The 22,289-nt window shown below is 26.3% G+C and carries 25 protein-coding genes; 7 read left to right on the top strand and 18 right to left on the bottom strand.

What is annotated here, in order from left to right:
• Positions 1-5: 5 nt before the first annotated feature.
• Both dnaN and dnaA read right to left on the bottom strand, forming a co-directional pair.
• Complete coding sequence (gene dnaN, locus CRV01_RS00475) at positions 6-1,076, bottom strand: DNA polymerase III subunit beta (protein WP_129005984.1); 1,071 nt, start codon at positions 1,074-1,076, stop codon at positions 6-8.
• A 166-nt stretch (positions 1,077-1,242) separates the two neighbouring features.
• The gene (gene dnaA, locus CRV01_RS00470; RefSeq protein ID WP_129005982.1) at positions 1,243-2,550 is read right to left on the bottom strand and encodes a chromosomal replication initiator protein DnaA; all 1,308 of its coding nucleotides are present in this window, start codon (positions 2,548-2,550) and stop codon (positions 1,243-1,245) included.
• A gap of 190 nt (positions 2,551-2,740) precedes the next feature.
• On the opposite strand from dnaA, the gene ruvC reads away from it, so the two are divergent.
• From ruvC to CRV01_RS00440, 6 genes are read left to right on the top strand one after another with little or no spacing between them, the layout of a single operon-like run.
• The gene (gene ruvC, locus CRV01_RS00465) at positions 2,741-3,208 is read left to right on the top strand and encodes a crossover junction endodeoxyribonuclease RuvC (protein WP_129005980.1); all 468 of its coding nucleotides are present in this window, start codon (positions 2,741-2,743) and stop codon (positions 3,206-3,208) included.
• 3 nt (positions 3,209-3,211) lie between these two features.
• Positions 3,212-4,090 (top strand): DMT family transporter, encoded by an 879-nt coding sequence (locus tag CRV01_RS00460; RefSeq protein ID WP_129005978.1) that lies wholly within the window; start codon positions 3,212-3,214, stop codon positions 4,088-4,090.
• Between the two features lie 33 nt (positions 4,091-4,123).
• Positions 4,124-4,699 carry a phosphoribosylglycinamide formyltransferase gene (purN, locus tag CRV01_RS00455; RefSeq protein ID WP_129005975.1) on the top strand — a complete coding sequence of 192 codons (576 nt, stop codon included), beginning with the start codon at positions 4,124-4,126 and terminating at the stop codon, positions 4,697-4,699.
• A gap of 52 nt (positions 4,700-4,751) precedes the next feature.
• Complete coding sequence (locus CRV01_RS00450; RefSeq protein WP_129005973.1) at positions 4,752-5,123, top strand: response regulator; 372 nt, start codon at positions 4,752-4,754, stop codon at positions 5,121-5,123.
• Entirely contained in the window at positions 5,116-5,736 is a 621-nt protein-coding gene (locus tag CRV01_RS00445) for a chemotaxis protein CheX (protein WP_129005971.1), read from the top strand. The genes CRV01_RS00450 and CRV01_RS00445 overlap by 8 nt, the downstream gene beginning before the upstream one ends.
• Before the next feature lies 1 nt (position 5,737).
• Entirely contained in the window at positions 5,738-6,655 is a 918-nt protein-coding gene (locus tag CRV01_RS00440; RefSeq protein ID WP_129005969.1) for a GGDEF domain-containing protein, read from the top strand.
• On the opposite strand, the gene CRV01_RS00435 is transcribed toward CRV01_RS00440, so the two are convergent.
• The 7 genes from CRV01_RS00435 to CRV01_RS00405 all read right to left on the bottom strand — a co-directional run bounded on the left by CRV01_RS00435 (position 6,650) and on the right by CRV01_RS00405 (position 13,243).
• Complete coding sequence (locus CRV01_RS00435) at positions 6,650-7,255, bottom strand: trimeric intracellular cation channel family protein (RefSeq protein ID WP_129005967.1); 606 nt, start codon at positions 7,253-7,255, stop codon at positions 6,650-6,652. The two genes, CRV01_RS00440 and CRV01_RS00435, sit on opposite strands and share 6 nt — an antisense overlap.
• A gap of 72 nt (positions 7,256-7,327) precedes the next feature.
• Complete coding sequence (yedF, locus tag CRV01_RS00430) at positions 7,328-7,567, bottom strand: sulfurtransferase-like selenium metabolism protein YedF (protein WP_129005965.1); 240 nt, start codon at positions 7,565-7,567, stop codon at positions 7,328-7,330.
• A gap of 9 nt (positions 7,568-7,576) precedes the next feature.
• On the bottom strand, positions 7,577-8,773 hold the full coding sequence (gene yedE, locus CRV01_RS00425) for a selenium metabolism membrane protein YedE/FdhT (protein ID WP_129005963.1): 1,197 nt from the start codon (positions 8,771-8,773) through the stop codon (positions 7,577-7,579).
• A gap of 190 nt (positions 8,774-8,963) precedes the next feature.
• Complete coding sequence (locus CRV01_RS00420) at positions 8,964-9,626, bottom strand: cytochrome b/b6 domain-containing protein (protein ID WP_129005961.1); 663 nt, start codon at positions 9,624-9,626, stop codon at positions 8,964-8,966.
• A gap of 1 nt (position 9,627) precedes the next feature.
• Positions 9,628-11,208, bottom strand: a complete 1,581-nt coding sequence (locus tag CRV01_RS00415) for an HD-GYP domain-containing protein (protein WP_129005959.1) — start codon at positions 11,206-11,208, stop codon at positions 9,628-9,630.
• A 3-nt stretch (positions 11,209-11,211) separates the two neighbouring features.
• Positions 11,212-12,582, bottom strand: a complete 1,371-nt coding sequence (locus CRV01_RS00410; RefSeq protein ID WP_258238271.1) for a cell wall metabolism sensor histidine kinase WalK — start codon at positions 12,580-12,582, stop codon at positions 11,212-11,214.
• Positions 12,575-13,243, bottom strand: coding sequence for a response regulator transcription factor (locus CRV01_RS00405; protein ID WP_129005955.1), 669 nt, complete (start codon positions 13,241-13,243; stop codon positions 12,575-12,577). The genes CRV01_RS00410 and CRV01_RS00405 overlap by 8 nt, the downstream gene beginning before the upstream one ends.
• A gap of 95 nt (positions 13,244-13,338) precedes the next feature.
• On the opposite strand from CRV01_RS00405, the gene CRV01_RS00400 reads away from it, so the two are divergent.
• The gene (locus CRV01_RS00400) at positions 13,339-14,307 is read left to right on the top strand and encodes a multidrug resistance efflux transporter family protein (protein WP_129005953.1); all 969 of its coding nucleotides are present in this window, start codon (positions 13,339-13,341) and stop codon (positions 14,305-14,307) included.
• 5 nt (positions 14,308-14,312) lie between these two features.
• On the opposite strand, the gene CRV01_RS00395 is transcribed toward CRV01_RS00400, so the two are convergent.
• From CRV01_RS00395 to CRV01_RS00355, 9 genes are all read right to left on the bottom strand, one after another.
• Positions 14,313-14,666, bottom strand: coding sequence for a diacylglycerol kinase (locus CRV01_RS00395; protein ID WP_129005951.1), 354 nt, complete (start codon positions 14,664-14,666; stop codon positions 14,313-14,315).
• Complete coding sequence (locus CRV01_RS00390; protein ID WP_129005949.1) at positions 14,663-16,273, bottom strand: phosphoethanolamine transferase; 1,611 nt, start codon at positions 16,271-16,273, stop codon at positions 14,663-14,665. Before CRV01_RS00390 ends, CRV01_RS00395 begins: the two co-directional genes overlap by 4 nt.
• A 109-nt stretch (positions 16,274-16,382) precedes the next feature.
• The gene (locus CRV01_RS00385) at positions 16,383-17,096 is read right to left on the bottom strand and encodes a metallophosphoesterase (protein ID WP_129005947.1); all 714 of its coding nucleotides are present in this window, start codon (positions 17,094-17,096) and stop codon (positions 16,383-16,385) included.
• A complete protein-coding gene (locus tag CRV01_RS00380; protein ID WP_129005944.1) occupies positions 17,093-17,542 on the bottom strand; it encodes a hypothetical protein in 450 nt (149 codons plus the stop codon). Before CRV01_RS00380 ends, CRV01_RS00385 begins: the two co-directional genes overlap by 4 nt.
• A 4-nt stretch (positions 17,543-17,546) precedes the next feature.
• A complete protein-coding gene (locus CRV01_RS00375) occupies positions 17,547-18,080 on the bottom strand; it encodes a YceI family protein (RefSeq protein WP_129005942.1) in 534 nt (177 codons plus the stop codon).
• Complete coding sequence (locus CRV01_RS00370) at positions 18,068-19,042, bottom strand: hypothetical protein (protein WP_129005940.1); 975 nt, start codon at positions 19,040-19,042, stop codon at positions 18,068-18,070. The genes CRV01_RS00375 and CRV01_RS00370 overlap by 13 nt, the downstream gene beginning before the upstream one ends.
• Positions 19,030-20,592 carry a hypothetical protein gene (locus CRV01_RS00365; RefSeq protein WP_129005938.1) on the bottom strand — a complete coding sequence of 521 codons (1,563 nt, stop codon included), beginning with the start codon at positions 20,590-20,592 and terminating at the stop codon, positions 19,030-19,032. Before CRV01_RS00365 ends, CRV01_RS00370 begins: the two co-directional genes overlap by 13 nt.
• The gene (locus CRV01_RS00360) at positions 20,579-21,199 is read right to left on the bottom strand and encodes an ABC transporter ATP-binding protein (protein WP_129005936.1); all 621 of its coding nucleotides are present in this window, start codon (positions 21,197-21,199) and stop codon (positions 20,579-20,581) included. Before CRV01_RS00360 ends, CRV01_RS00365 begins: the two co-directional genes overlap by 14 nt.
• Positions 21,196-22,278, bottom strand: coding sequence for an ABC transporter permease (locus tag CRV01_RS00355; protein WP_129005934.1), 1,083 nt, complete (start codon positions 22,276-22,278; stop codon positions 21,196-21,198). The genes CRV01_RS00360 and CRV01_RS00355 overlap by 4 nt, the downstream gene beginning before the upstream one ends.
• Between the last annotated feature and the right edge of the window lie 11 nt (positions 22,279-22,289).

Below are 22,289 nucleotides of genomic sequence, written 5' to 3'. Positions count from 1 at the left end.
TTAAATTATTTTTCTAAAACGATTGGCATTACAATTGTATAGAATTTTTCATCTTCTAAATAAAATGGTAAATTTGATTCATTAAATCCAATTTTTACATTTTCATTATTTGTTTGACTTAAGTAGTCAAGTAAATATTTTGCATTTACTGCAAGATAGAATTCTTGCTCAATATTTAATTCAATATCGATTTGAGTTTTTGATTCTGTATCTTCATCTAAAGATTCAAATACAATAGAGTTTGGTTTAAATGTAACTTTAATATTTGAAAATAATGATGTAACTAATTTGATTGATTCTACTAAAACATTTTTAGGAATAGATAAATTGTGTTTTAAACTCTGTGGAATAATTCTTTCATAGTCTGGGAATTTTCCATTAATAAGTTTAGTAAAGAATTTCATATTAGATGTTGTTACTACTAAGTTATTTTCATCATATGAAATTTTTGCATCATCTAAAAATAGTTTTTGAATCTCAATAATTGCTTTTTTAGGAATAATTATCTGACCTTCACCATTTGAAATATTTTCTAAATAAGAAATAGCTAATCTTCTAGTATCAGTAGATACAAAATTAATTCTAGAATTTTTAATATCTATTAATGCTCCATTTAATTCAAATTTAGGATTATTATTGTCTATTGATGGAGTAATTTTTCTAATAGAGTTAATAAAATTGATTGTAGAAATATTTAAATCTTTTAAATTATCATTTAATATTAGATTTGGATATTCATCAGCATCATACATAGGAAGTTTAAATGTTGATTTATTTTGTTTTATAATTAGATTATTATCAGCAGTTTCAATTATTATATCTGCATCTTTTAATCTTTTAATAATACCTAATAAATTAGATCCATTAACTGTAGCTTTACCATATATTGATTCACTTATTGAATCAATTTGAGACTCTAATCCTATTTCATAGTCTGTAGCTTTTAATATTAATTTAGTATCATTTACTTCTAAATAGATATGTGAAGTAATTGAACTTGCATCTTTTTTTTCTAAAAATGGTTGCATTGATGAGATTACATTCTCAAATACACTTTTCGTAATTATGAACTTCATTTATTAGCTCCTATTTATTTATATTAAGTAGTGGAAGTAGTAGACAGTGTGAAAAGATGAAAACATTAATGCTGACTCTAGAAAATGGCACTTTCATAGAGTGAATACATTTTGATAATAATTCACATCTTTTCACACTTAGCTCTAAAACTTTTTTTACTACTCCTTAATTTATGATTTTATTTTTTAAATTTTGAATAATTAATTTAAAGTTTTCATCTGTTTCAATTAACTCATTTGTTTTTTGAATATTTTTTGAAATTGAACTGTGATCTTTCATTCCTAAAAATTTAGCAATATCTGGCATAGAATTGTGTGTAAGCTCCCTTGCTAGGTAGATTACAACTCTTCTTGCATTTGCAACAGTTGCTGTTCTTTTTTTAGATTTAATATCACTTGGTTTGATATTTAATTCATTTGCAACAAGTGAAATAATATCTGGTAATTTGATATTATCCTTTTTTTCTTGTATTTGCTCTTTTAATAGATTTTGTGCAAGTTCTAAATTAATCTCTTGATTAAGTAAAGAAGCACTTGCATTGATTCTAATAAGAACTCCTTCGATTTCCCTAATTGAGTTATCAAGGTTTGTTGCAATATAGTTAATAATTTCTCTACTTAAGGCAATTCCATTAAGTTCACTTTTCTTTTCTATAATTGCAATTTTTGTTTCAAGCCCTGGAATTTGGATATCTGCTGTTAATCCCCATTCGAATCTTGATTTTAATCTGTCAACTAAACCTGCAATTTGTGAAGGTAGTCTATCAGAAGTCATAACAATCTGTTTTTTAGCATTATGAAGTTCATTAAATGTGTGGAAAAACTCTTCTTGAGTTTGCTCTTTTCCAGATAAAAATTGAATATCATCTATTAGTAAAACATCGCATTTTCGATATTTACCTCTAAAATGTTCCATGTTTTTATTTTTAATAGAGAATGTAAAATCATTCATAAACTGTTCAATTGTTACGTAAATTACTGTTTTACCTTTTTCAATTGCATCATTACCAATTGCTTGTAAAAGGTGAGTTTTTCCAAGTCCTGTACCACCATAGATAAATAGTGGATTATATTGAATTCCAGGTTTTTCAGAAACAGCTAAAGAAGCATTATATGCCATTTGGTTTGAGCTTCCAACTACGAAAGAATCGAATGTGTATGATGGGTTTAAGATAGTACTTTCTGCAGTTTCATTTTTAGCTTTTTCAGAGATTATCTCTTTTTTACTCTTTTTTTCACCTGCAATTTTTATTTCAATATCTGGTTTTGTTCCATCATATTTTTCAAAACAGTGTTGAATAATTGAACTGTATTTGCTTTTAATCCATGAAGCAATATATTTATTTGATACTTCAAATACGGCAATATTGTCATCTGAAGAAATTTTTTTATAAGAAAGCTGTTTTAAATACTTTTTAAAATCTGTAGGATTAGCTTCTTGTTCAATTATCGATAAAAACTCTTTGCTTGTCATTAAAAAACGCTCTTTATATATAAATTGTTTAGATTATAACTAAAATTAGATTAAAAGTTTTTCACAGGTGAAAAAAAATTGAATAATAAGTGAAAGATTCCTTTCTTTTAAGTGAATATTTATATATAATGTACCAATATAAAGGCAATTTGCCATGTGAATACTTAAAACTATAGGAAATGTGAAAAACTTGAAAATATTAGGAATAGATCCGGGAACAAGAAATTGTGGATATGCAATTATTGAAAAAAAAGGAAGAGATATAAAACTTATTGAAGCAGGACTTATAAAAATCAAAACAAAAATACTTCAAGAGCAGATTGTAGAGATGTGTGAAGGTCTTGAAATGATTTTTAGAAAGTACGATTTAAATGAAGTTGCAATCGAAGATATGTTTTATGCTTTTAATCCAAAAACAGTTATTAAACTAGCTCAATTTAGAGGAGCAATCTCTTTAAAGGTTTTACAAGAGTTTGGACACTTTGCAGAATATACACCCCTACAAGTAAAACAAGCAGTTACAGGTAATGGAAAAGCACAAAAAGAACAAGTTGCTTTTATGGTAAAAAGATTACTTGGAATAAAAAAAGAGATTAAACCACTTGATATTACAGATGCAATTGCAATTGCTTTAACTCATTCTCAAAGATTAAAGTAAAACATGAAAAAATATTCTGTTTTTTTTATTTTATTCCTAGGTACAATCTGGGGAAGTAACTTTATTTATATGAAAATGGCAGCAGCTTATCTTGATCCAATGCAAGTAACTTTTTATAGAATTTTGTTTGGTCTAATACCAGTACTTGCTTTTGCAATTTATAAAAAAGCTTTAAAATTAAAGCACTTAAAATATTCTATTCATTTTTTTGTGATGTCGTTATTAGCAGCGGTAGTTTATTATTATGGTTTTGTAAAAGGATCATATTTACTTCTTTCAGGTGTTGCTGGAGCTTTAAGTGCTTCAATCCCTATTTTTTCTTTTTTATTAGCAGCACTTTTTTTAAAAGAAGAGAAAATAACAAAAAATGCTTTTATAGGTCTGCTTTTAGGCTTTTTAGGAGTAATTTTAATAAGTGGTATTTTTAATGAAGATTTAGTAAATTTAAACCTTGAAGGTATTGTCTCAATTATACTTGGATCTTTAAGTGTTGGGGCTTCATTTATTTATGCAAAAAAATTTTTGATGCCGTTGAAAATAAATTCAACGGCATTAACAACTTATCAATTAAGTTTTGCATTAATAATTATGATTTTTTTAGTTGATTTTAATGGCATAAATAATGTATGGCAAGATATACATACATCAATGGGAATGGTTTTTGGTTTGGGAATTTTTGGAACAGGAATTGCTTTTATAATGTATTATTTTTCAATTGAAAAATTTGGAGCATTAGTAGCATCATCAATTACTTATATTCCCCCAATAGTAGCTTTAATAATTAGTTTTTTTATTGTAGGAGAAGAATTAAAATTAGTAGATTTGTTTGCAACAGGATTAATTTTTCTTGGAGTGTTTTTAATTAATAAAAGAAAAGCTTAGTTATAATCAGTATAGAAAATTTTAGGAAATTTAATGAAAAGAATAGGAATTTTATCCTCTCATAATGGTAGTGGTTTTGATACCATTCAAAATGCTTGTGAAAACAATGAATTAAATGCACAAGTAGTTCTTGTAATATCAAACAATTCAAATGCACAAGTTTTACAAAAAGCTCAAAGAAAAAATATACCAAATTTTATAATAAATAGTAAAAAGTATCCTGATGAGAATTTAGATAAAATAATAACAGATATGATGCTAGAGTTTAAAGTTGATTATATATTTTTATCTGGTTATATGAAGAAAATTGAAGAAAATTTAGTAAAAACATTTGAAAATAGAATTATAAACTCTCATCCTGCACTTTTACCAAAATTTGGCGGTAAAGGAATGTATGGAACAAATGTACATAAGGCGGTTATTCAAGCAGGGGAAAAGAAATCTGGGTGTACTGTGCATTTTGTAAATGAAAATTATGATGAAGGTAAGTATATTTTACAAAGTGAATATATTTTAGATGAGAATGAAACAGTAGAAAGTTTAGAAAATGAGATAAAAAAATTAGAAACTATTACAATTATTAACTCACTTAAAACTATTATAAAGTAATATGAATATAATAATTGTAAAGTAATATATCTTTTTATTTTTTGGAGAAAATATGAAATATTTGGTTGTAGATGATTCAAAGATGGCGAGAAAAATGACAATAAAGTCTTTAAGAGATTTAATTAATGAAGAAGATGAAGTAATTCAAGCAGGAAATGGACAAGAAGCTTTAGAGCTTTATAAAGAACATCAACCAAATTTATGCTTGATGGATTTAACTATGCCAGTTATGGATGGATTTGAAGCTACACAAAAAATCATTGAGCAGGATGCTAGTGCTAATATAATTATAGTAAGTGCAGATATCCAAGAAGCTTCAATGGAAAAGTCTAAAAATAATGGAGCAAAAGGTTTTATAAAAAAACCAATCAACCAAAATAATTTAGAATCAATGTTAAAAAAACTAGGATTAATAAATGCCTGATTATACACAATTTAACGAAGAAGAAAAAGATTGTTTACAAGAATTAATGAATATTTCATACGGTTCAGCAACTGCTGCTATTGCTGATATTATTAATAAAGAAGCAACTTTATCTATCCCAAATATTAAAACAGTTACAACTAAAGAGTTTAAAGATTATCTAAAAGGTAAACTAAATATTCAAAAAGAGTACTTCATTACAAATCAACTTATTAGTGGTACTTTTTGTGGTGAGACTATGTTTGTTATTGATAGAAAATCAACTGAAAACTTAGCTTTAGAGTTTGACTTAGATGAAGAAGAAATTAAAGATGATGATGAATTAAAAGATGTGATTTTAGAAATTTCAAATATTATCACCTCTACTACTTTAAGTAAACTAGCAGGTCTTATAGAAACTAGCATCTCTTTTTCTCCACCTCAAATAGAAATAGTAAAAAACTCTGAATCATTTTATAGGAATTATATAAATGAATATGATCATATTATCATTATCTCAACAGATATAATTTTTAAAGAACAAAATATTAGTGGGGAGTTATTAATTCTTTCAAAAGATGAAGCTACTATTTTTCTAAAAGAAGCTTTAAATAAAATATTAGAAGAGTTTTAATATGAAATTTAATGATACTGTGTTTAATACAATAGATAATGGAATTATAATTTTAGATGAAAACCTAAATATATTAGCTTGGAATAGATGGTTAGAAATAAGAACAAATATTTTAAATACTGATGTTGAAAATAAAAATATTTGTTATGAGTTTTCATATATTGATGAAAAAAAGCTAAAAAGAAAAGTAAAAGCAGCTCTTGTAACAAAAAGTCCTTCATATTTTAATGTTGATCCACATAAATATTTAATAAAAATAAGAATCAATTCAATTAATTCTCATTATGAGTTTATGCAACAAGATGTAACTATTGTTCCTTATGATTTAGAAAAGAAGATAGTTTGTTTATATATTTATGACAAGACAGCTTTACGGGAAATTAATTTAAAACTTGAACTTGCAAATAAAGAGTTAATTGATTTAACAAATAAAGATTATCTGACAAAAGTTTATAATAGAAGATATTTTAATGAATACTCTGAAAAAGCATTAGAATTAGCTAAAAGAAATGAACAAGATATAAGTATTATTGCAGTTGATATTGATAGATTTAAAAAGATTAATGACACTTATGGACATAATGTAGGTGATGAAGTTCTAATTAAAGTTGCAAGTATATTTAAAAATAGTATTCGAAAAAGTGATATAGTAGCAAGATTTGGTGGAGAAGAGTTCATTATCTTACTTATAAATGCTAAATTAGAAGAAGCAACAACAATAGCAGAAAAGATGAGATTAAAGATTGAAGATACAGTTATAAATGTAGATGAAAATCAAATTGATGTTACTGCAAGTTTTGGTGTTGCAACTTTAAATAAAGAAACTAATGAATCTGTAGAAACAACACTTAAAAGAGCAGATGATTTATTATATATTGCAAAAAAACATGGTAGAAATGAGGTTGTAAACTCTTTATAGTTTAGGTAAACTCCATTTCTTGTAATATGCTAAAAGTCTTAATGTTACTCCAAAAATAAAAGTAATTGTTAAAGTAACAATTGATGAAATACCACCTAAGTGTAAGAAATAAGTTATTAGACCAACTATAATTGCAACAGTTCCATAAAATTCGGAAACTAAAATAGATGGAACCTTATTTATTAAAATATCTCTAATCGTACCACCTCCAACTGCTGTTAAAAATGCAAGCATTAAAACACCTAAGAAGTTAAAATCAGCTCTTATTCCAATTAGTGCTCCTGTAATAGCAAAAGATACTAAACCAATAGCATCTGAGATAATAAACCAAGTCTTCCCTTCAAGATCAGTTGTTTTATGAAGTTTAAAAATAAATGATAAGAATAAAGTCGAACTAACTAAAATAATAGGGAGGTTATCACTTAAAACATAAGGTGTTTTATTTGCTATTACATCTCTTATCATTCCTCCACCAAGGGCAGTTAGAAATGCAGATATAAATACACCTAAAATATCAAGTTTATAGTGAACAGCAATTAAAAAGCCACTTAGAGCAAATGAGATAATACCAATTATGTCAGCAATTTCTAAAGGAGTCATACTTCTTCTTTTTTAAGAGGTATTATACTCAATGTGCTCTTTTAAAATAGTTTAAATCAATAACTTGATTATTTATTTTTGAATTATGTATCGAATAGTAGGACCACTACTATCTACATTTAATACTTTGTATCCATGATTCTTTGCATCAGCAGGGATATTATTAATACTTTGAGGACAATCACTGATTATCTCGAGGATTTCTCCTTCTTTTAACTCTTTCATTGTTTCTAAAGCATTTACTGCTGGATATGGGCAAGGTTCTCCTTGCATATCTAGTCTATAATCAGGAATAATTTCTTCAACATTCATTTTAAATCCTTATCTATTTTTTGATTTATTTAAATATCTTTTTTCTAATACTAAAATTAGTGCAAAAAGTAAAATTAGTAATCCATAATTTAAGAATAGACCACCATAATTTCCAAATACTTCAAGTAGATTAATTTTTGGCCAGCTTGTAGCTAAGCTTAAAGATAAATCATCCCAAACAAATGCAAGTAAAGTTGCACCAATTACATTTCCAATACCAACAACCCAGAAATGAACTTGACCTTCAACTGCTCTATACATCCAACCACATTCACAACCACCTGCTAATACAATACCAAAACCAAATAAAATACCACCAATTATAGCATTTGGTCCAGCCCACATAATTTTTGGAGGTTGACCAATCATAATATAAGAAAATACACCAATAGTTGAAACAGCCATACCAATAACAATTGCTTTTGCTAATTCACTTCTTCCTGTTGTAAAGATATCTCTAAATGCAGATGTAAAACAAATTTGAGCTTTTGCAATTGCAAGACCAAATGCACTACCAAATAACATAGCCATACCAAGTTTTGTACTTCCTTGTGCAAAAATTAAATATAAAGCCCAAATAATAATTGCAATAAAAGCAAAAGAACCAAGAGTAAATAGACTTTTTACTTTAGACTCATCTTTTTTTAGAGGTTTAGTGCAAGATACTTTTTGAAGCTTGATTTTAGATTGGAAAAAAGGTAATAAAGAGAACTTTGCTCCTAAATAAACCCCTAAAATCATAGCAATAGTAAACATCCAAGCATGAAATGTAAATTGAGGAATACCAGTAAAGAAACTTGCAAGGTTACAACCCATACCAAGTCTTGCACCAAATCCTGCAATAATACCACCAATTAATGCTTGAAAAATTCTAATATTACTTGCTGGCATTCTAAGTTTTACATTATTTCCCCAAAATGCTGCTGCAATACAACCTGCAAACATACCAATAATCATCACACCATCTACTCTTGTAAAAATATTACCATCCATATTCATAATTTTGTAATATCCCCAAGTAGATAAATCTACACCAAAGGCTTCTAAAACATGTCCACCCCATCTAGTAAACTCACCTGTAACAGCCCAGTAAGTTCCTGTAAGTCCAAAATAATAAGCCGATAAAATTCCTAGTGCAATAACAGCAGGAATTGGAGCCCAAAATTTAACTAAAAAATCTCTTTTGAAATTTTGCCAAAAGTTCATGCATTCTCCTAACAATGATAAAATAGTTTTGAAAAGTATGGTTTTAAAATAGTTTATTAATAACCATAAAAAAGTAAGACAGCACTTGAAAGATAAGGTCAAGATGTCAGTTTGTACCACAAACCTGAAATGTAATATTAGCAAATGTAACTTTAGTTTAAATTAAAATGGTAAAAAATAATTTACCTTTTCAATTTATAAATATACTATTAAAAAAGAGATTATAAAAAGTAAATATAATTAAAGCTATAGAAAACAAGAAGGCTAGTAGTTTTTGAAAAATATTTAATTTTATATCTTCTTTTGTATCAAATTTTTTATATCCTGTGAAAATTGAGTTTAGTGTTTCATGTTTTGCATGTAAAACTTTATCAATAAAAATGCCAGCTAAATGAAGTACAACTAAAAAGATAATAAAATTTGCAAAAAATTCGTGGATATCATCAAAGCTTTTGAAAAATGAGCTATTTAAAAAAGACAAAATACCTTTATGTTCTTCAACTCCATAAGTAACGATACCTGTAAAGATAGCTAGTAATGAGAAAATAAACATTCCAAGCATAACAAGTGAAGCTAAAGGGTTATGTCCTATGTAGTTTTGATTTTTGCTAAATAGATTTTTCATAAACTCTTTGATACTTTTTTTGTTTGCATTGAAGTCTTTAAATTTAGAGTATTTTGGTCCAAAGTATCCCCAAAAAAGTCTAAAAAATATAAGAACTAAAATTGAATAACCTACAATAGCATGGTATTTTAAAAGTTTATCATCATCAGTTAAAAAAACAATTAACATAAAAGAGGCAAATAGCCAGTGAAAAACTCTAGTAGGGAGTGTCCAAATATATGATTTCATTTTATTCTTCCGTATCTTTAAATTTATTTCTAATCTCTAAAAATTCATTTAGCTTTTCAAAAAAGATATCAACTAATTTAGGGTCAAAATGTTTTGCTTTTTCTTCTTTAAAAAGTTTGAATATCTTTTCATCTTCCCAAGCTTTTTTATAACATCTATCACTTCCTAAGGCATCAAAGACATCAGCAATTGCAGTGATTCTTCCATAAATATGAATCTCTTCACCTTTTAATCCTTTTGGATAACCAGTTCCATCCCATTTTTCATGATGTTCTAAAGACACAATAGCAGCAGCTTTTAAAAGAGGTCTATTTGAGTGTTTTAACATTTCATAACCAAGTTGTGCATGGGTATTCATAATTTCTCTTTCTTTATCATCAAATCTTCCAGGTTTGTTTAAAATAGAGTCAGGAATAGCAACCTTTCCTATATCATGCATGGGACTTGCTTGTTTTAAAAGTTCAGCTTCTTCTTTTGAAAGACCATAATATAAAGCTAATAGTTTAGAATATTCAGCTACTCTTTTTACATGGTTTCCTGTTTCTTTACTTCTACTTTCTCCAATAGCGCCCATAGTAAAGACAACTTCTTTTTGAGTATTCTCTATTTCATTATTTAACTTTTTAATAGTTTTTAATCCATTTTCTACTTTTTCTTCAATTTCATCAAAACTAAGAGAAACATTTTTATTTACTTTAAAAGCTAAGTAGATTATAAAAATAATAGTAAAAACAAGTAATGAAATAATTAAAGAATAAGCAGATTTAATAAAATTTGATGAAAGAGTTTCAATCTCATTTTCTATAGTTGTATTTAATTTCTTATTACTCTTAATGATATTATCGATTTTTGATTGTGTTTCAATCTCTTTTCTTTTTACTTCTTCCAGCTTTAGAATATAGTTTGCAACTTTATTAAAAACTTTTATATACTCTTCAAACTTTTCATTATTATAGTTTTGTTTTAGTAGCTTTGCTTTTTCTAACCAAATATGTAAGTATTTACTATTTTTGTGTTGAAAAAGAACTTCTTTACTATAATATTTTATGTCTGAAAATTGTTGAATAAACTGAACATTTTTAGTTTTTAAAATTTCTTTTTCTATATTTTTTCTAATTTTACTTTCATTTGGATAATTTATTTTAAAAAGTTTATTTAACTCTATTTTTCTTTTTTGTAGATTAAAAATCATGTCAAACTTCTCTTCAATTTTCTTTTCTGATTTAGAAAGCAGTTGTAAATGTTTTGAGATAATAGGATGTTTATGAATATCTTGGATAAAAAAATCTAATGTATCGTCTTTATCTTCTATAAAAATTTCAGAAAGAATTTTTTCAAAGGCAATCTCATTTGTATGAAACTCTTTTTTGATTTCATTTAGTTGTTCAATGCTGTTTGAATTAATAATATCCTCTACAAGAAGATTCATATTTTCTTGTGTAAGAACAAGATTTGAAATTTGTTTTTTTGAACTTTGGTTTTCATTTAATTTTACAAGAATTATACTATTTATTGAAAATATAGTGATTATAGATAAAACAATCAATATAAAACTTATTTTTACAACTTTTTTTATATTCATTTCTTAACCTCTAAATATAAAATATACTTTTGTTCCAAGATTCTCTTCACTTTGAAGTTTTATCTGTGCTTTATGAATCTTTATAATTTTTTCAACAATTGACATTCCAAGTCCTGTACCACCAGACTCTTTATTTCTACTTTTATCTGTTCTATAAAACTTATCGAAGATTTTTTCTTGGTCTTTTTTTGAGATACCAATGCCTTTATCTTCTATACAAATAACTTGATTATCTTCATCTTGATAGTTTGAAATAATCACCGTTGAGTTTTTGTGGCTAAAAGTAATGGCATTTTTTAAAATATTTTTTATGGCTATTTTTAAAAGTTTATGGTGACCTTTTATTTGTAGAGGCTCTTTTATTTGACATTCAAGGTTGATATTTTTTAGTTTTGCAAAAGCTTGCATCTCTTTGTAAGCTTCAAGGGAAACTTCATCTAAGTATATAACTTCCTCTTTTTTTTCTAAAACTTCATGTTCATTTTTAGCTAAAAATAGTAAATCATCAATAGTTTGTTGTATGGTAATAAGCTCATCTAAACAGTTTGATAAGGTTTTTTTATATTCACTTGATTCTCTATCTTTTCTTAAAGCTATTTCTATTTCTCCCCTAATAATTGTAAGGGGAGTTTTTAATTCATGGGAAGCATCAGAACTAAACTGTGAAATCTTTTCAAAAGAGATTTCAAGTCTTTGCAAAAGGTTATTTATTTCTTGAGACAATAAATCTATTTCATCATTTTTATTTTTTGATTCTAACCTTTTTGATAAATCACTTGCATTAATACTTTTTAAATTTTGAAGTAGTTTTTCTATAGGTAAAAAAGATTTATAAATTAAGAAGTAACCACCAATAATAGATAAAATTAGAATAATAGGAACTATAAACATCAAAATATAAACTAGGTTTTCTAGTGTAGAGTTTATAGCAGAAAAGTTTGTGGCAACTTCAAGAACATAATAGTTTTTATCCATTTGGATTTTTAATCTACTAATTATATAGTGCTTTTTATACTCAAATTTGATTTGATTTAAAATAAGCGTTTTTAAGTATTTATTATTAACTATTATATCACTTGGAAAGTTGTTATTTTTAATCTCTTTGTACTTATCTTCTTCTTTTAAAAGTCTTATATATAAAGGTTCAAATTTATACTCTTTTTCTTCATCAAATTCTCTTGTATTAATCACTTTTTTATGCTCTATAATATCATCTGTAATATCAAGTAAAATTACTTTTAATGTAGCTTCTAACTTATCCTTTGATGACACTTCTAAGGTTTTATAAATAGAAAATGAAAAAAGCATTAAGATTAATACTTGAATAAAGATATTATAAATAAGAAGTTTTCTTTTAATAGATAGATTAGTCATCACTTATTTTAAACCCTAAGCCTCGTATTGTTTTGATAAGTTTCTTTTCATATGGTTTATCAATTTTATTTCTTAATCTATAGATATATACATTTACAATATTACTCATGTTCATATCATCCATATTACTTAGTGAAGAACTAATAACACTTTCTGATAAAACTTTGTTTTGGTTTTTTATTAGATACTCTAAAAGTGCGAACTCTTTTGCTGTAAGGTTTATCATATCTTCACCTCTTTTTGCTGTTTTAGTTAGTAAATCTAATTCTAAATCAGCTAATTTTAGAGTAGTTTGATTTTGATTAGTAGCCCTTAGTTGTACTCTTATTCTAGCAAGTAATTCACTAAATGAAAAAGGTTTAGCTAAATAATCATTTGCTCCAATATCTAAACCTTTTATTTTGTCTTCTATAGAGTCTTTTGCTGTAAGCATTATAATAGGCGTGTAAATAGAATTGTTTCTTAATGTTTTACATACTTCAATACCATCTTTTATAGGAAGCATGATATCAAGAAGTATTAAATCATAAGTATTCACACTAGCTAAGTAAATACCCTCATCTCCATTCAAAGAGTAATCAACACTATAAGATTCTTCTTCAAGACCTTTTTTCAAAAAGTTAATAATTTTTTCATCATCTTCTATAATTAAAATTTTCATAATTAAATTATAGTACAAAAATATGAATATAAAATGAACGATTATTTTATTTTAGGATAAAAAGAAAGAGATATAATCTTTAAATAGGATTTCACTTGAATAGATTTATACAAATAATACAAAAATATGAACAAAGCTCTTTTTATCTTCTACTTATTGGTTTACTAGCAGCGCTATTTTTTAGTGCAACTTTTGTTATCAATAGAGCAATATCTTTAGAAGGTGGTCATTGGTATTGGACTGCAAGCCTTAGATTTTTTTATACAGTTTTATTTTTAGCAATGGGCTTTGTATTTTTTAAAGACTTTGCCTATTTAAAAAAGATTTTAAAAGATTATGTAAATAGTTTTTGGTTTTATACTATAAGTGGAACTATAGGCTTTGGATTTTTTTATTCAATGATTTGTTATGCATCTGATTTTTCTCCTGGTTGGGTAGTTGCTACAACTTGGCAATTGACAATCATAGCCTCATTGATAATTCTTTCTTTTTTTGGGAAAAAAGTATCAAAACTAACTTGGGTTTTCACTATAATAGTTTTTATTGGTGTAACAATTGTTAATTTAGGGCATTTTAATATTGATAGCCTTGATTTACTGCTTTTAGGTTTTATACCTGTTGTTATTGCAGCTTTTTCTTATCCTTTAGGAAATCAATTAATTTGGGAAGAGAAAAAAAGAAGAAAAGAGAATAACTCTTCAAATACCATCTTAAATAATGCCTTTGCAAAAGTGTTTTTATTAACTTTAGGTTCTTTTCCTTTTTGGGTGGTTCTTTTTTTTATAACAAATCCTACTCTTCCTTCAAGTGGTCAGTTTATAAGTGTAGCAATGGTTTCTTTATTATCAGGGGTAATTGCAACTTCTTTATTTTTATATGCAAGAAGTATTGCCAATAGTTCATCAAAACTTGTGATTGTAGATGCCTCTCAATCAGGGGAAGTGTTTTTTGCCTTGATTGCAGAAATGATTTTCTTATCAGCCTTAGCTCCAAGTATAACTAGTCTTTTTGGAATACTTTTGACAATATTTGGGTTAATTCTTTTAGTTAAATTTGGAAAATAATCATCTTAATTTAATAAAATGATTAACCAAGTGATTGTACAAATAGTGATGCTTATAAAAACAATAGCACTTCCAACATCTTTTGCTCTTTTTGCCATATGATGAAATTCTAATGTAACTAAATCAACTGTTCTTTCAATTGCACTATTTATTATTTCTGCTAATAAAACGCCACTAAAAGTTATAAATAAAAGTAGTTTATTTGTAAGTGTTTGATCAATAAAAATTATAATAGGTAAGAGAATAATAGAAAAGAGAAGTTCAATTTTAAATGAACTTTCACTTTTTATTAAATCTTTTAATCCATTAACTGCATATGAAGTATTTTTAATAAAATTGTATTTTGGTTGATTTCTCATTTTTGCTCTTTTCTAATAGTTGATAATATATCAAGGTTTTTATTGTAAACATCTGTTTGTACTTCAAATAATCCAAGAATTGTATGAAATAGATTATCTTGTGAAAAACTATTATTTTTGATTTTATTTAATTTATTTAAATCCAATTGTTTTTTCATACTATTACCAAACCACATAAGTGAGGCAACATGTGTTTGTTCTGTTGGAGCCATAAAATAAGGCATACCATGTAAATATATTCCATTTTCTCCAAGACTTTCTCCATGATCACTCATATAAAACATAGCTGTATCATATTTATTTGAATAAGGTTTTAGAAAATCTATTACTTTAGATAAAAAATAATCTGTATGTAAAATGGCATTATCATAAGCATTTGTAATCTCTTCTTTTGTACATTTTTCTAACTGATTTGTTTTACAAACAGGTTTGAATTTTTCAAATCTTTTAGGATATCTTTTATAGTATGCTGGTCCATGATTTCCCATTTGATGTAATATAATAAAAATATCTTCACTTTTACTATCTTTGATAATTTTATCTAAACCTACTAGCATTCCTTCATCCCTACATTCACCATTTTCACAAATAGTATTTAAATCTTTAGATTTATAATCCTCATATTTTACTCTTACTGCAACACCTTTTGAATCTGAGTTATTATCTCTCCATAAAATATTTACATCTTTTGTATGTTTTAAAACATCAAGTAAATTTTCATTTGATACGGCTTTACTATGACTATAGTTATCTCTTGTAAATTTAGAAAACATACAAGGGACAGAGTATGCAGTAGAGGTTCCACATGATGACATATTAGAGAAGTTATAAACTTCTTGTTTTTCTAAAAGTGGGTTTGTATCTCTTTTGTATCCATTTAAAGAGAATCTATCTGCTCTAGTTGCTTCCCCTACTACCATTACAATTAATTCTTTTTTATGTTCTGGTGTTTCATCAATAAGTGCATCATCTCCTGTTTTTTTAACAATAATTTTACCTGTAAAATATGTCTTCTTTGTATAATTTACTATGGCAAACATCCAGTATGTAGGATTTGCATAATATTTAAGTGTTTTATGTTCTCTAAAAAAAGAGGTGTAAAATTTACTTGTACTAAAAAGTGTAATAACAATAAGAAGTAAAATTAATATTAGAGTTTTTATTTTTCTAAAACTCTCTTTCTTAAATGAACCATAATCAATATTTGTTTTATAAACTAAAAAACTTGGAATTATTCCTAAAAATACCACATATAAAACTAATTGAGAACTAAATAAATCAAGACTTTCATTTAGATTTGTCTCTAAAGTATTTCTTATCATTTCTTTATCAATAACTACATTATATGTATCCATAAAATAAGCGGTAAAAGATGAAACCATTATTAGAATAATCAAAAAGGGTTTTATATAATATCTTGAACTAAGTAAAGATAATACAAAACTTATAAATAAAAACAGAGTGAAAAATATACTTATTGTATAAAGTATGTTAATGCCAGTAAAACTATATGCTAAAGAAAAATTCCTAAAAAATGAGAAATTGTAGAAAACTGTAAATAGTAAAGATATATAAATTATAAGCTTGTATTGCGAGATTTTTTTCATTGAGTTCCTTTGTTAAATTAAAAAAAATTTTATAGAATAAGCATTAATGAATAAGAAATTATGAGTTAATAAAGATTTAACACTTTATGAATTTTTGTTCATATTTCTATTAACATAACTTTAAAAGAGTTATTTCACTATCTGCTTTATATCTAAAATCAATACCCCAAGTTCCTAAACCTTTGTTTACATAAACACAAGTGTTTTTTTTATAAAAAATTCCTGCTAAAAAAGGTTGGAAAAGCCTTACAAAATAGTGAAAGGGAAAAACTTGACCTCCATGGGTATGTCCACATAAGAAAAGTTTCGTATTTGAATTTACTGCTAAAGAGTAATCTTTTGGTTGATGGGCAAGTAAGATTGAGTCTTCATTGTTTTTTAAAAATTCAAAGACTTTTTTTTCTTCTCTTTGTATTTTAAAAAATTTTGAGAATCTATCACTTATTCCAGCAAGGGCAATCTCTTTGTTTTGGTATTTTATAAAAATGGTTTTATTATCTAGAAAAGTAAAGTTTGTTAAAAGAGTTTTTAATCTCTTTAGTCCATAAAATATATCATGGTTACCACTTATATAAAATACCTTTTTCAAAAGATTTAAAGCTTCAAGCTGAGGTATTATTTTGTCTGCTTTACAATCAATAATATCTCCTGTAAGAGCTAAAAAGTCATATTCTATGTCATTGCAAAAGCTTACTAATTTTTTAATATCTTCTATTTTTGTTTTTTTGTTTATATGTAAGTCACTTAAGTGAAGAATTTGCAAACCCTGCAAATTCTTAGCTTTTACTTTAAGATTTTTTATTTCTAACTTTGTTGGTTTCATAGAAAAACTTTTTCTAAATCATCTTTTGAAATAAACTTTATACTTTTTATAACTCCATTTTCAAGTTCATATAAAGTTGACATTCCATCTTTTGCTTTAAATCTATCATCTTTTTCATCATAGATTAAAAGAATTTCATGTTTATAGTTTTTCATCTTAGGCAAAGCGAACATTTTTGTTATAAACATAGGCATTCCTGAAATATTTGCTATAAAAACAGCATGGTGTTCTTTTAAAAAATCTGGATTTTTTTGCTCTAAAAATTCATTTACCTCTTTTCCTGTTCCTTTTTCAAAAGAGACAATGATTGTTTGCACATTTTCATCAATTGTCTTTTTCTCATCAAACTGATTAGGCAAAGAGAAGTTAGAAATTTTTTCATTTACAAGTAGTTCTTGTGAAAAAGCACAAAGTACCAAAGAAAGAAGTAGAATAATTTTTTTCATAAATCTATCCTTTTATATAATCTAGATGATAAGAGATATCTATTTGATCTCTAACCGTTAGAAAAAACATTGTTGGTGGTTTAAGATTAAATGATGTTAATTTAATAGAGAAGTTTCCGTCTAAAACTAAATGCTCATTTTTATCTTCTATTTTTGCTATTGAACTAACTTCTTTTTCCAAACCATTTAAGAAAAGAAATCCTTTTATTAGAAAAACATCATCAATTTTCTTTATAGAAGCAATTCTAAAAGAGATATGAGGAAACTCTTTAGAGTGTAAAGTTTCATACATATGTAAATCTCTTTTTTCATTGTCACTATGAAGTGAAAAAGTACTTAAAGAGATAGTTCCTTTTAGGGAATCAATACTATTATCAATGGATAAATGTGAATAAATATCTTTAGTATATGGATTAATACTACTATCTCCAAAAACCTCAGTATGGGCTTTTATTTTTCCATCTACGAATTTCAAATCTTGCGCATTTACTACGCATAAAAGCCCACTAAATAGTAAAATAAATATTAATTTAGCCATGGTAACTCCTTTTTTTGTGATTGTTGTGTTGCTAAGATTTTGATTATACATACTAAGAATATAACTGGAACAAAATACGTTAAGTTTTCTAAAGCTACAAATAATCCAGCACCAGATGCAGCCCAACCTATAAATACCATATAAATACCTAGTGTTTTTAAATCTTTTTTTACGATAGTTTGAAGTATCACTACATTGTAAAAAGAGATTACAAAAGGGTAAATAAGTGATAAAATAAATGCTTCATGTAAAAAATAAAGAAGATAAGAAAGAGCAAAAAGAGTTAAAATTAAAAGCTCTTTTTGAGTTTTTTCTATTTTTATATAAAAAGCGCTTACAACTCCTATTAGATGAAAAACAATTATCTCTAAAGTAAAACCATCTCTCCAAATAGAAGTACTTAAATCTCTAGAAAGTGTTTCAAACAAAGTTGAATCAAGGAAAATCCATAAAACCATCACAAATAGTGAGTATGAATAGTTATTAGAAGTTAAATCCTTATTCTCTTTTAGATTTAAAAAAAGTGATGAAAGTAGGGCAATTAGAGTAAAAATAATTGCAATTGAACCTCTTTTTGAAGCATCATATGTGAAAAGAAAAGTTCCCAAAGCATATGAAATTGCAAGGGCAAAACCTAATTGTATATTTGAAGCTTTTTTTAGTTCATTTATTAATAATGGTGCTAATGCTCCAACACTTATTCCAAGGATAAATAGAAGTATGGCGTTTAAATTTGGATAAAAAAAGCTAACTATTAATTGAATAAGTAAAAATGAAAATATCTTATTTTTATTTGATGTTTTAATATAAAAACTTAATATTGAACCAATAACACCTCCAATAGGAAGTGGTGCTATTACAAAGATATTTGAAGCTAAATGTTCAACAATACCTGTTTGTGCTATAAGTAAGTAATAACATAACTCAAAAGCAATAAAAAATACTAGGGCTAATTTTTGCATAACTGCTCCTTTTTATAAAAATAAAGTAAATAAAAAACCACCATAGAAATATCAAAGGCTGATATAAATAGTGCAACAATTTCTAATGTTCCTGCTGTATAAAGTGAGAAAAATAGGGAACTAATAAAAACACGAATAAAAACAGTTAGTTTTGTAAGAATTGATTCATACTCTTTATACTTTAAAGCTAAGAAGTGAATAAGTCCAGTCATACTTACAAAAACAAAAACGATATATTCATATTTTCCTTCAAAACTAAAATTTAGACTTGGATAGATAAAACTAGCAAGAAGGATTAAAAACACTCCTCCTAAACCATCACTTAAAAAGCCAAAAAGGTTATACTTTTGTAAGTTTGTAAGTTTGAATTTCCTATTTACAAAGGCTAAAACTGAAAGGAAAGCGAAACTTCCAAAGATAGTTCTTGCAATCCAAAAATTATGAATAGAGGCTTTTAAAACTCCTGCTTGAACAAAGCCACTTAGTGATAAAACAGTGAAAATTCCTATAAGACCAAAAAGATAAAAACTATAAAATTTTAGTGTTTGAAGCTCTTTGATATGAGAAACAAACATAGAGATAACCATAAAGAAAATAGAAATTCCCATAGCAACATGGGCATGGGCTACAATTAAATCATTTCTATGAAATAACCATCTAATTTCTGGAATAAATAGAATATTTCCTTCAATATCTACAAAAAGAAAAGAAGCAATAGAAATAAGAAGTGCTAGTTTTGCAAACCTTTCAATTTTTGCATCTTGATACCATCTATATAAAAGTGGTACATAAAGTAAAGTAAGATATTGAAAAAACCACTCTTGGTTATAAGTTAACTCCCCTATAAAACTTCTATAAAAAACTGAGATAATATAAAAAAACAGTGGAGTTATCCAAAGAATATTCCATCTAGCTTTAAACTCATTTTTACTTAGAAGTTTGATGATTAAAAAATAAATAGGAATTAAAGCAAAGCTCATTCCAAGTGTATTGTCTCCATGTGGTCCAGTAACTGTTTTTTCAACTTGACCAATTGTAGGATTCATAAGAACTAAAAGTGCAAAAGGAGCAGTCATTACTATGTATAAAGAAACTTTAACCCATAAAGGTTTTACTCCGTACTGCTTGATGAATTTATATAAAGCAATGATATAAAAAACTCCAGCAAGACTTAGAATAAAGTTTAATTCATATGGAAAATCATAAAAAGCTAGACCTCTTGTGTTCCCAAAAAGTAGTGAAGAAATCATAAAGATTAAAAAGATATACCAAAAGATAGTATATAGATTTAAATAAAAAAGCCCATCTTTACAAGAGCCCACTTCTTTATTTATAAGTAAAAAAGGCAAGTATGAAAGCATAAGTGGAATAAAACCATAAAGCATAAGTGAAATATGTAAGCTTCTTATATTTACTGGATTTAATGTTGTTGAATCAATAAAAACACCAAGTAAATTTATAGAGTATAAAATACCAAAAAATAGTCCAAGAAAGAAAAATAGTAAAGAGATTCTAAACTGTTTTTCAATAAAAATATTAAAGTTGTCCATCTTTTACCTCCAGTGTAAGATCTGCAAGTTTTGCTAACTCTTTATCGTGAGTTGCTACAACTACGGTTACACCATTATTTGCAAGTGTTTTAAAAAGATTAAAAACATTTAAAGAGTTTTTTGAGTCTAAGTTTCCAGTTGGTTCATCGGCAAAAATCACTTTAGGACGGTTTATTAAAGCCCTTGCAATAGCAACTCTTTGCCTTTGACCTCCTGAAATCTCATTTGGATAATAGTTTTTTAGTTTTTGGATTTCTAAGATAGTAAGAAGCTCATCTATCTCTTTATCACTAGCTTTTTCCTTTGCAAGAAGAATATTCTCTTTTACATTTAGATAGTTTATTAAATAGTGAAATTGAAAAACAAAACCAATATTCTCTTGTCTAAATTTATCAATATTTTTAATCTCTTTATATTTTGTATCTTCAAAAACAATCTCTCCAGAGTTTGGTTTAAGAAGAGTTGATAAAATAGAAAGTAAAGTGGTTTTACCACTACCACTTTCTCCTGTAATAGCTACAAAAGAGCCTTTTTGTATATTTAGATTTACATTTTTCAATGCAAAATCTCTATCATACTTTTTGCATACATTTTTTAGAGTAATCATATTTTATCTCCTTGGATTAAAACAATTGGGTCTGTTTTTGAAGCATTTAAAGCAGGAAAAATAGAACCTAAAATAGAGATTGTAAGAGTTGTAAAGAAGATAAAAATAGTAATATCTAATGAAATCTCACCATTAACATATCCTTGTAAAAATGAGTTGTTTTTTATAAGAAATAGTGCAAGATTTGAAAGTATTAAAGCCATAAAGAAACCTAAAACTCCTAGAATAATAGCTTCATTAACTATTTGAAAAATGATTTTTTTCATTGAAATACCAATAGCTCTTTTTATACCAAACTCACTTTTCCTTTGATTTATAGTGATACTTAAAATTGATGCAATAGTTAAAAGTCCCATACAAAAAGAGATAAAAGAAATAACATTTGATGAGGTTTTGATTATTTTAAATTGGTTGTAATTATCAATAAAACTGCTAGTTGATTTTGCTTGGATGTTTTTATCAAACAGTTCTATTTTTTGTGCAAGTTTTTCAATATCTGTATCAATTTTGCAGTTAACCATAATCATAGAAGCACTTTTATTGAAGATTTTACTGGCATCATCTATATTTAAAACAGCACCTCCATTTTCAAAGCCAATAGAACTTTCAAAAACACCTGAAACTTTAAATATTTTATTTGCTAGTTTTATTTCATTTTTTTCATCTAACTTTTCATAAATAGATTTTCCTAAAAGAACTTCATTTTTTTTAGGATAAGTTCCTTTTGTAAGTTTGTAGTTTTTAAATCTATTTTTTGTAACGCCATAAATGGCAACAATAGGAAGTTCTTCAAGCATTGAAGCTCCTACTATAAGAGCCGAAGCTTTTGTAACTTCATCTAAAGTTTTTATTTTTTCAATTAGTTTGATATCTACATTTGAAAAAAAAGTATCAGAGATATTTTTTTGAGTAATAATTATGTCTCCATCACTTTTTAACATAGAAGAGTACATAGAAATCACTCCATTTGAAATAGAAGTGATTAGAAAAATAGAAGAAATTGATAAAACTAAACTTAATAGAATAAGAGATGTTTTTAGCCTATTTGCTTTTATGGCTTTAATTGCAAGTAATAACAAACATAATCCTT

Origin of the sequence: Arcobacter sp. CECT 8983 (genome assembly GCF_004118855.1) — a bacterium.
GTDB lineage: Bacteria > Campylobacterota > Campylobacteria > Campylobacterales > Arcobacteraceae > Halarcobacter.
Note: the sequence above shows the minus strand (reverse complement) of the source record. Positions and strands in the feature narration are given on the sequence as shown.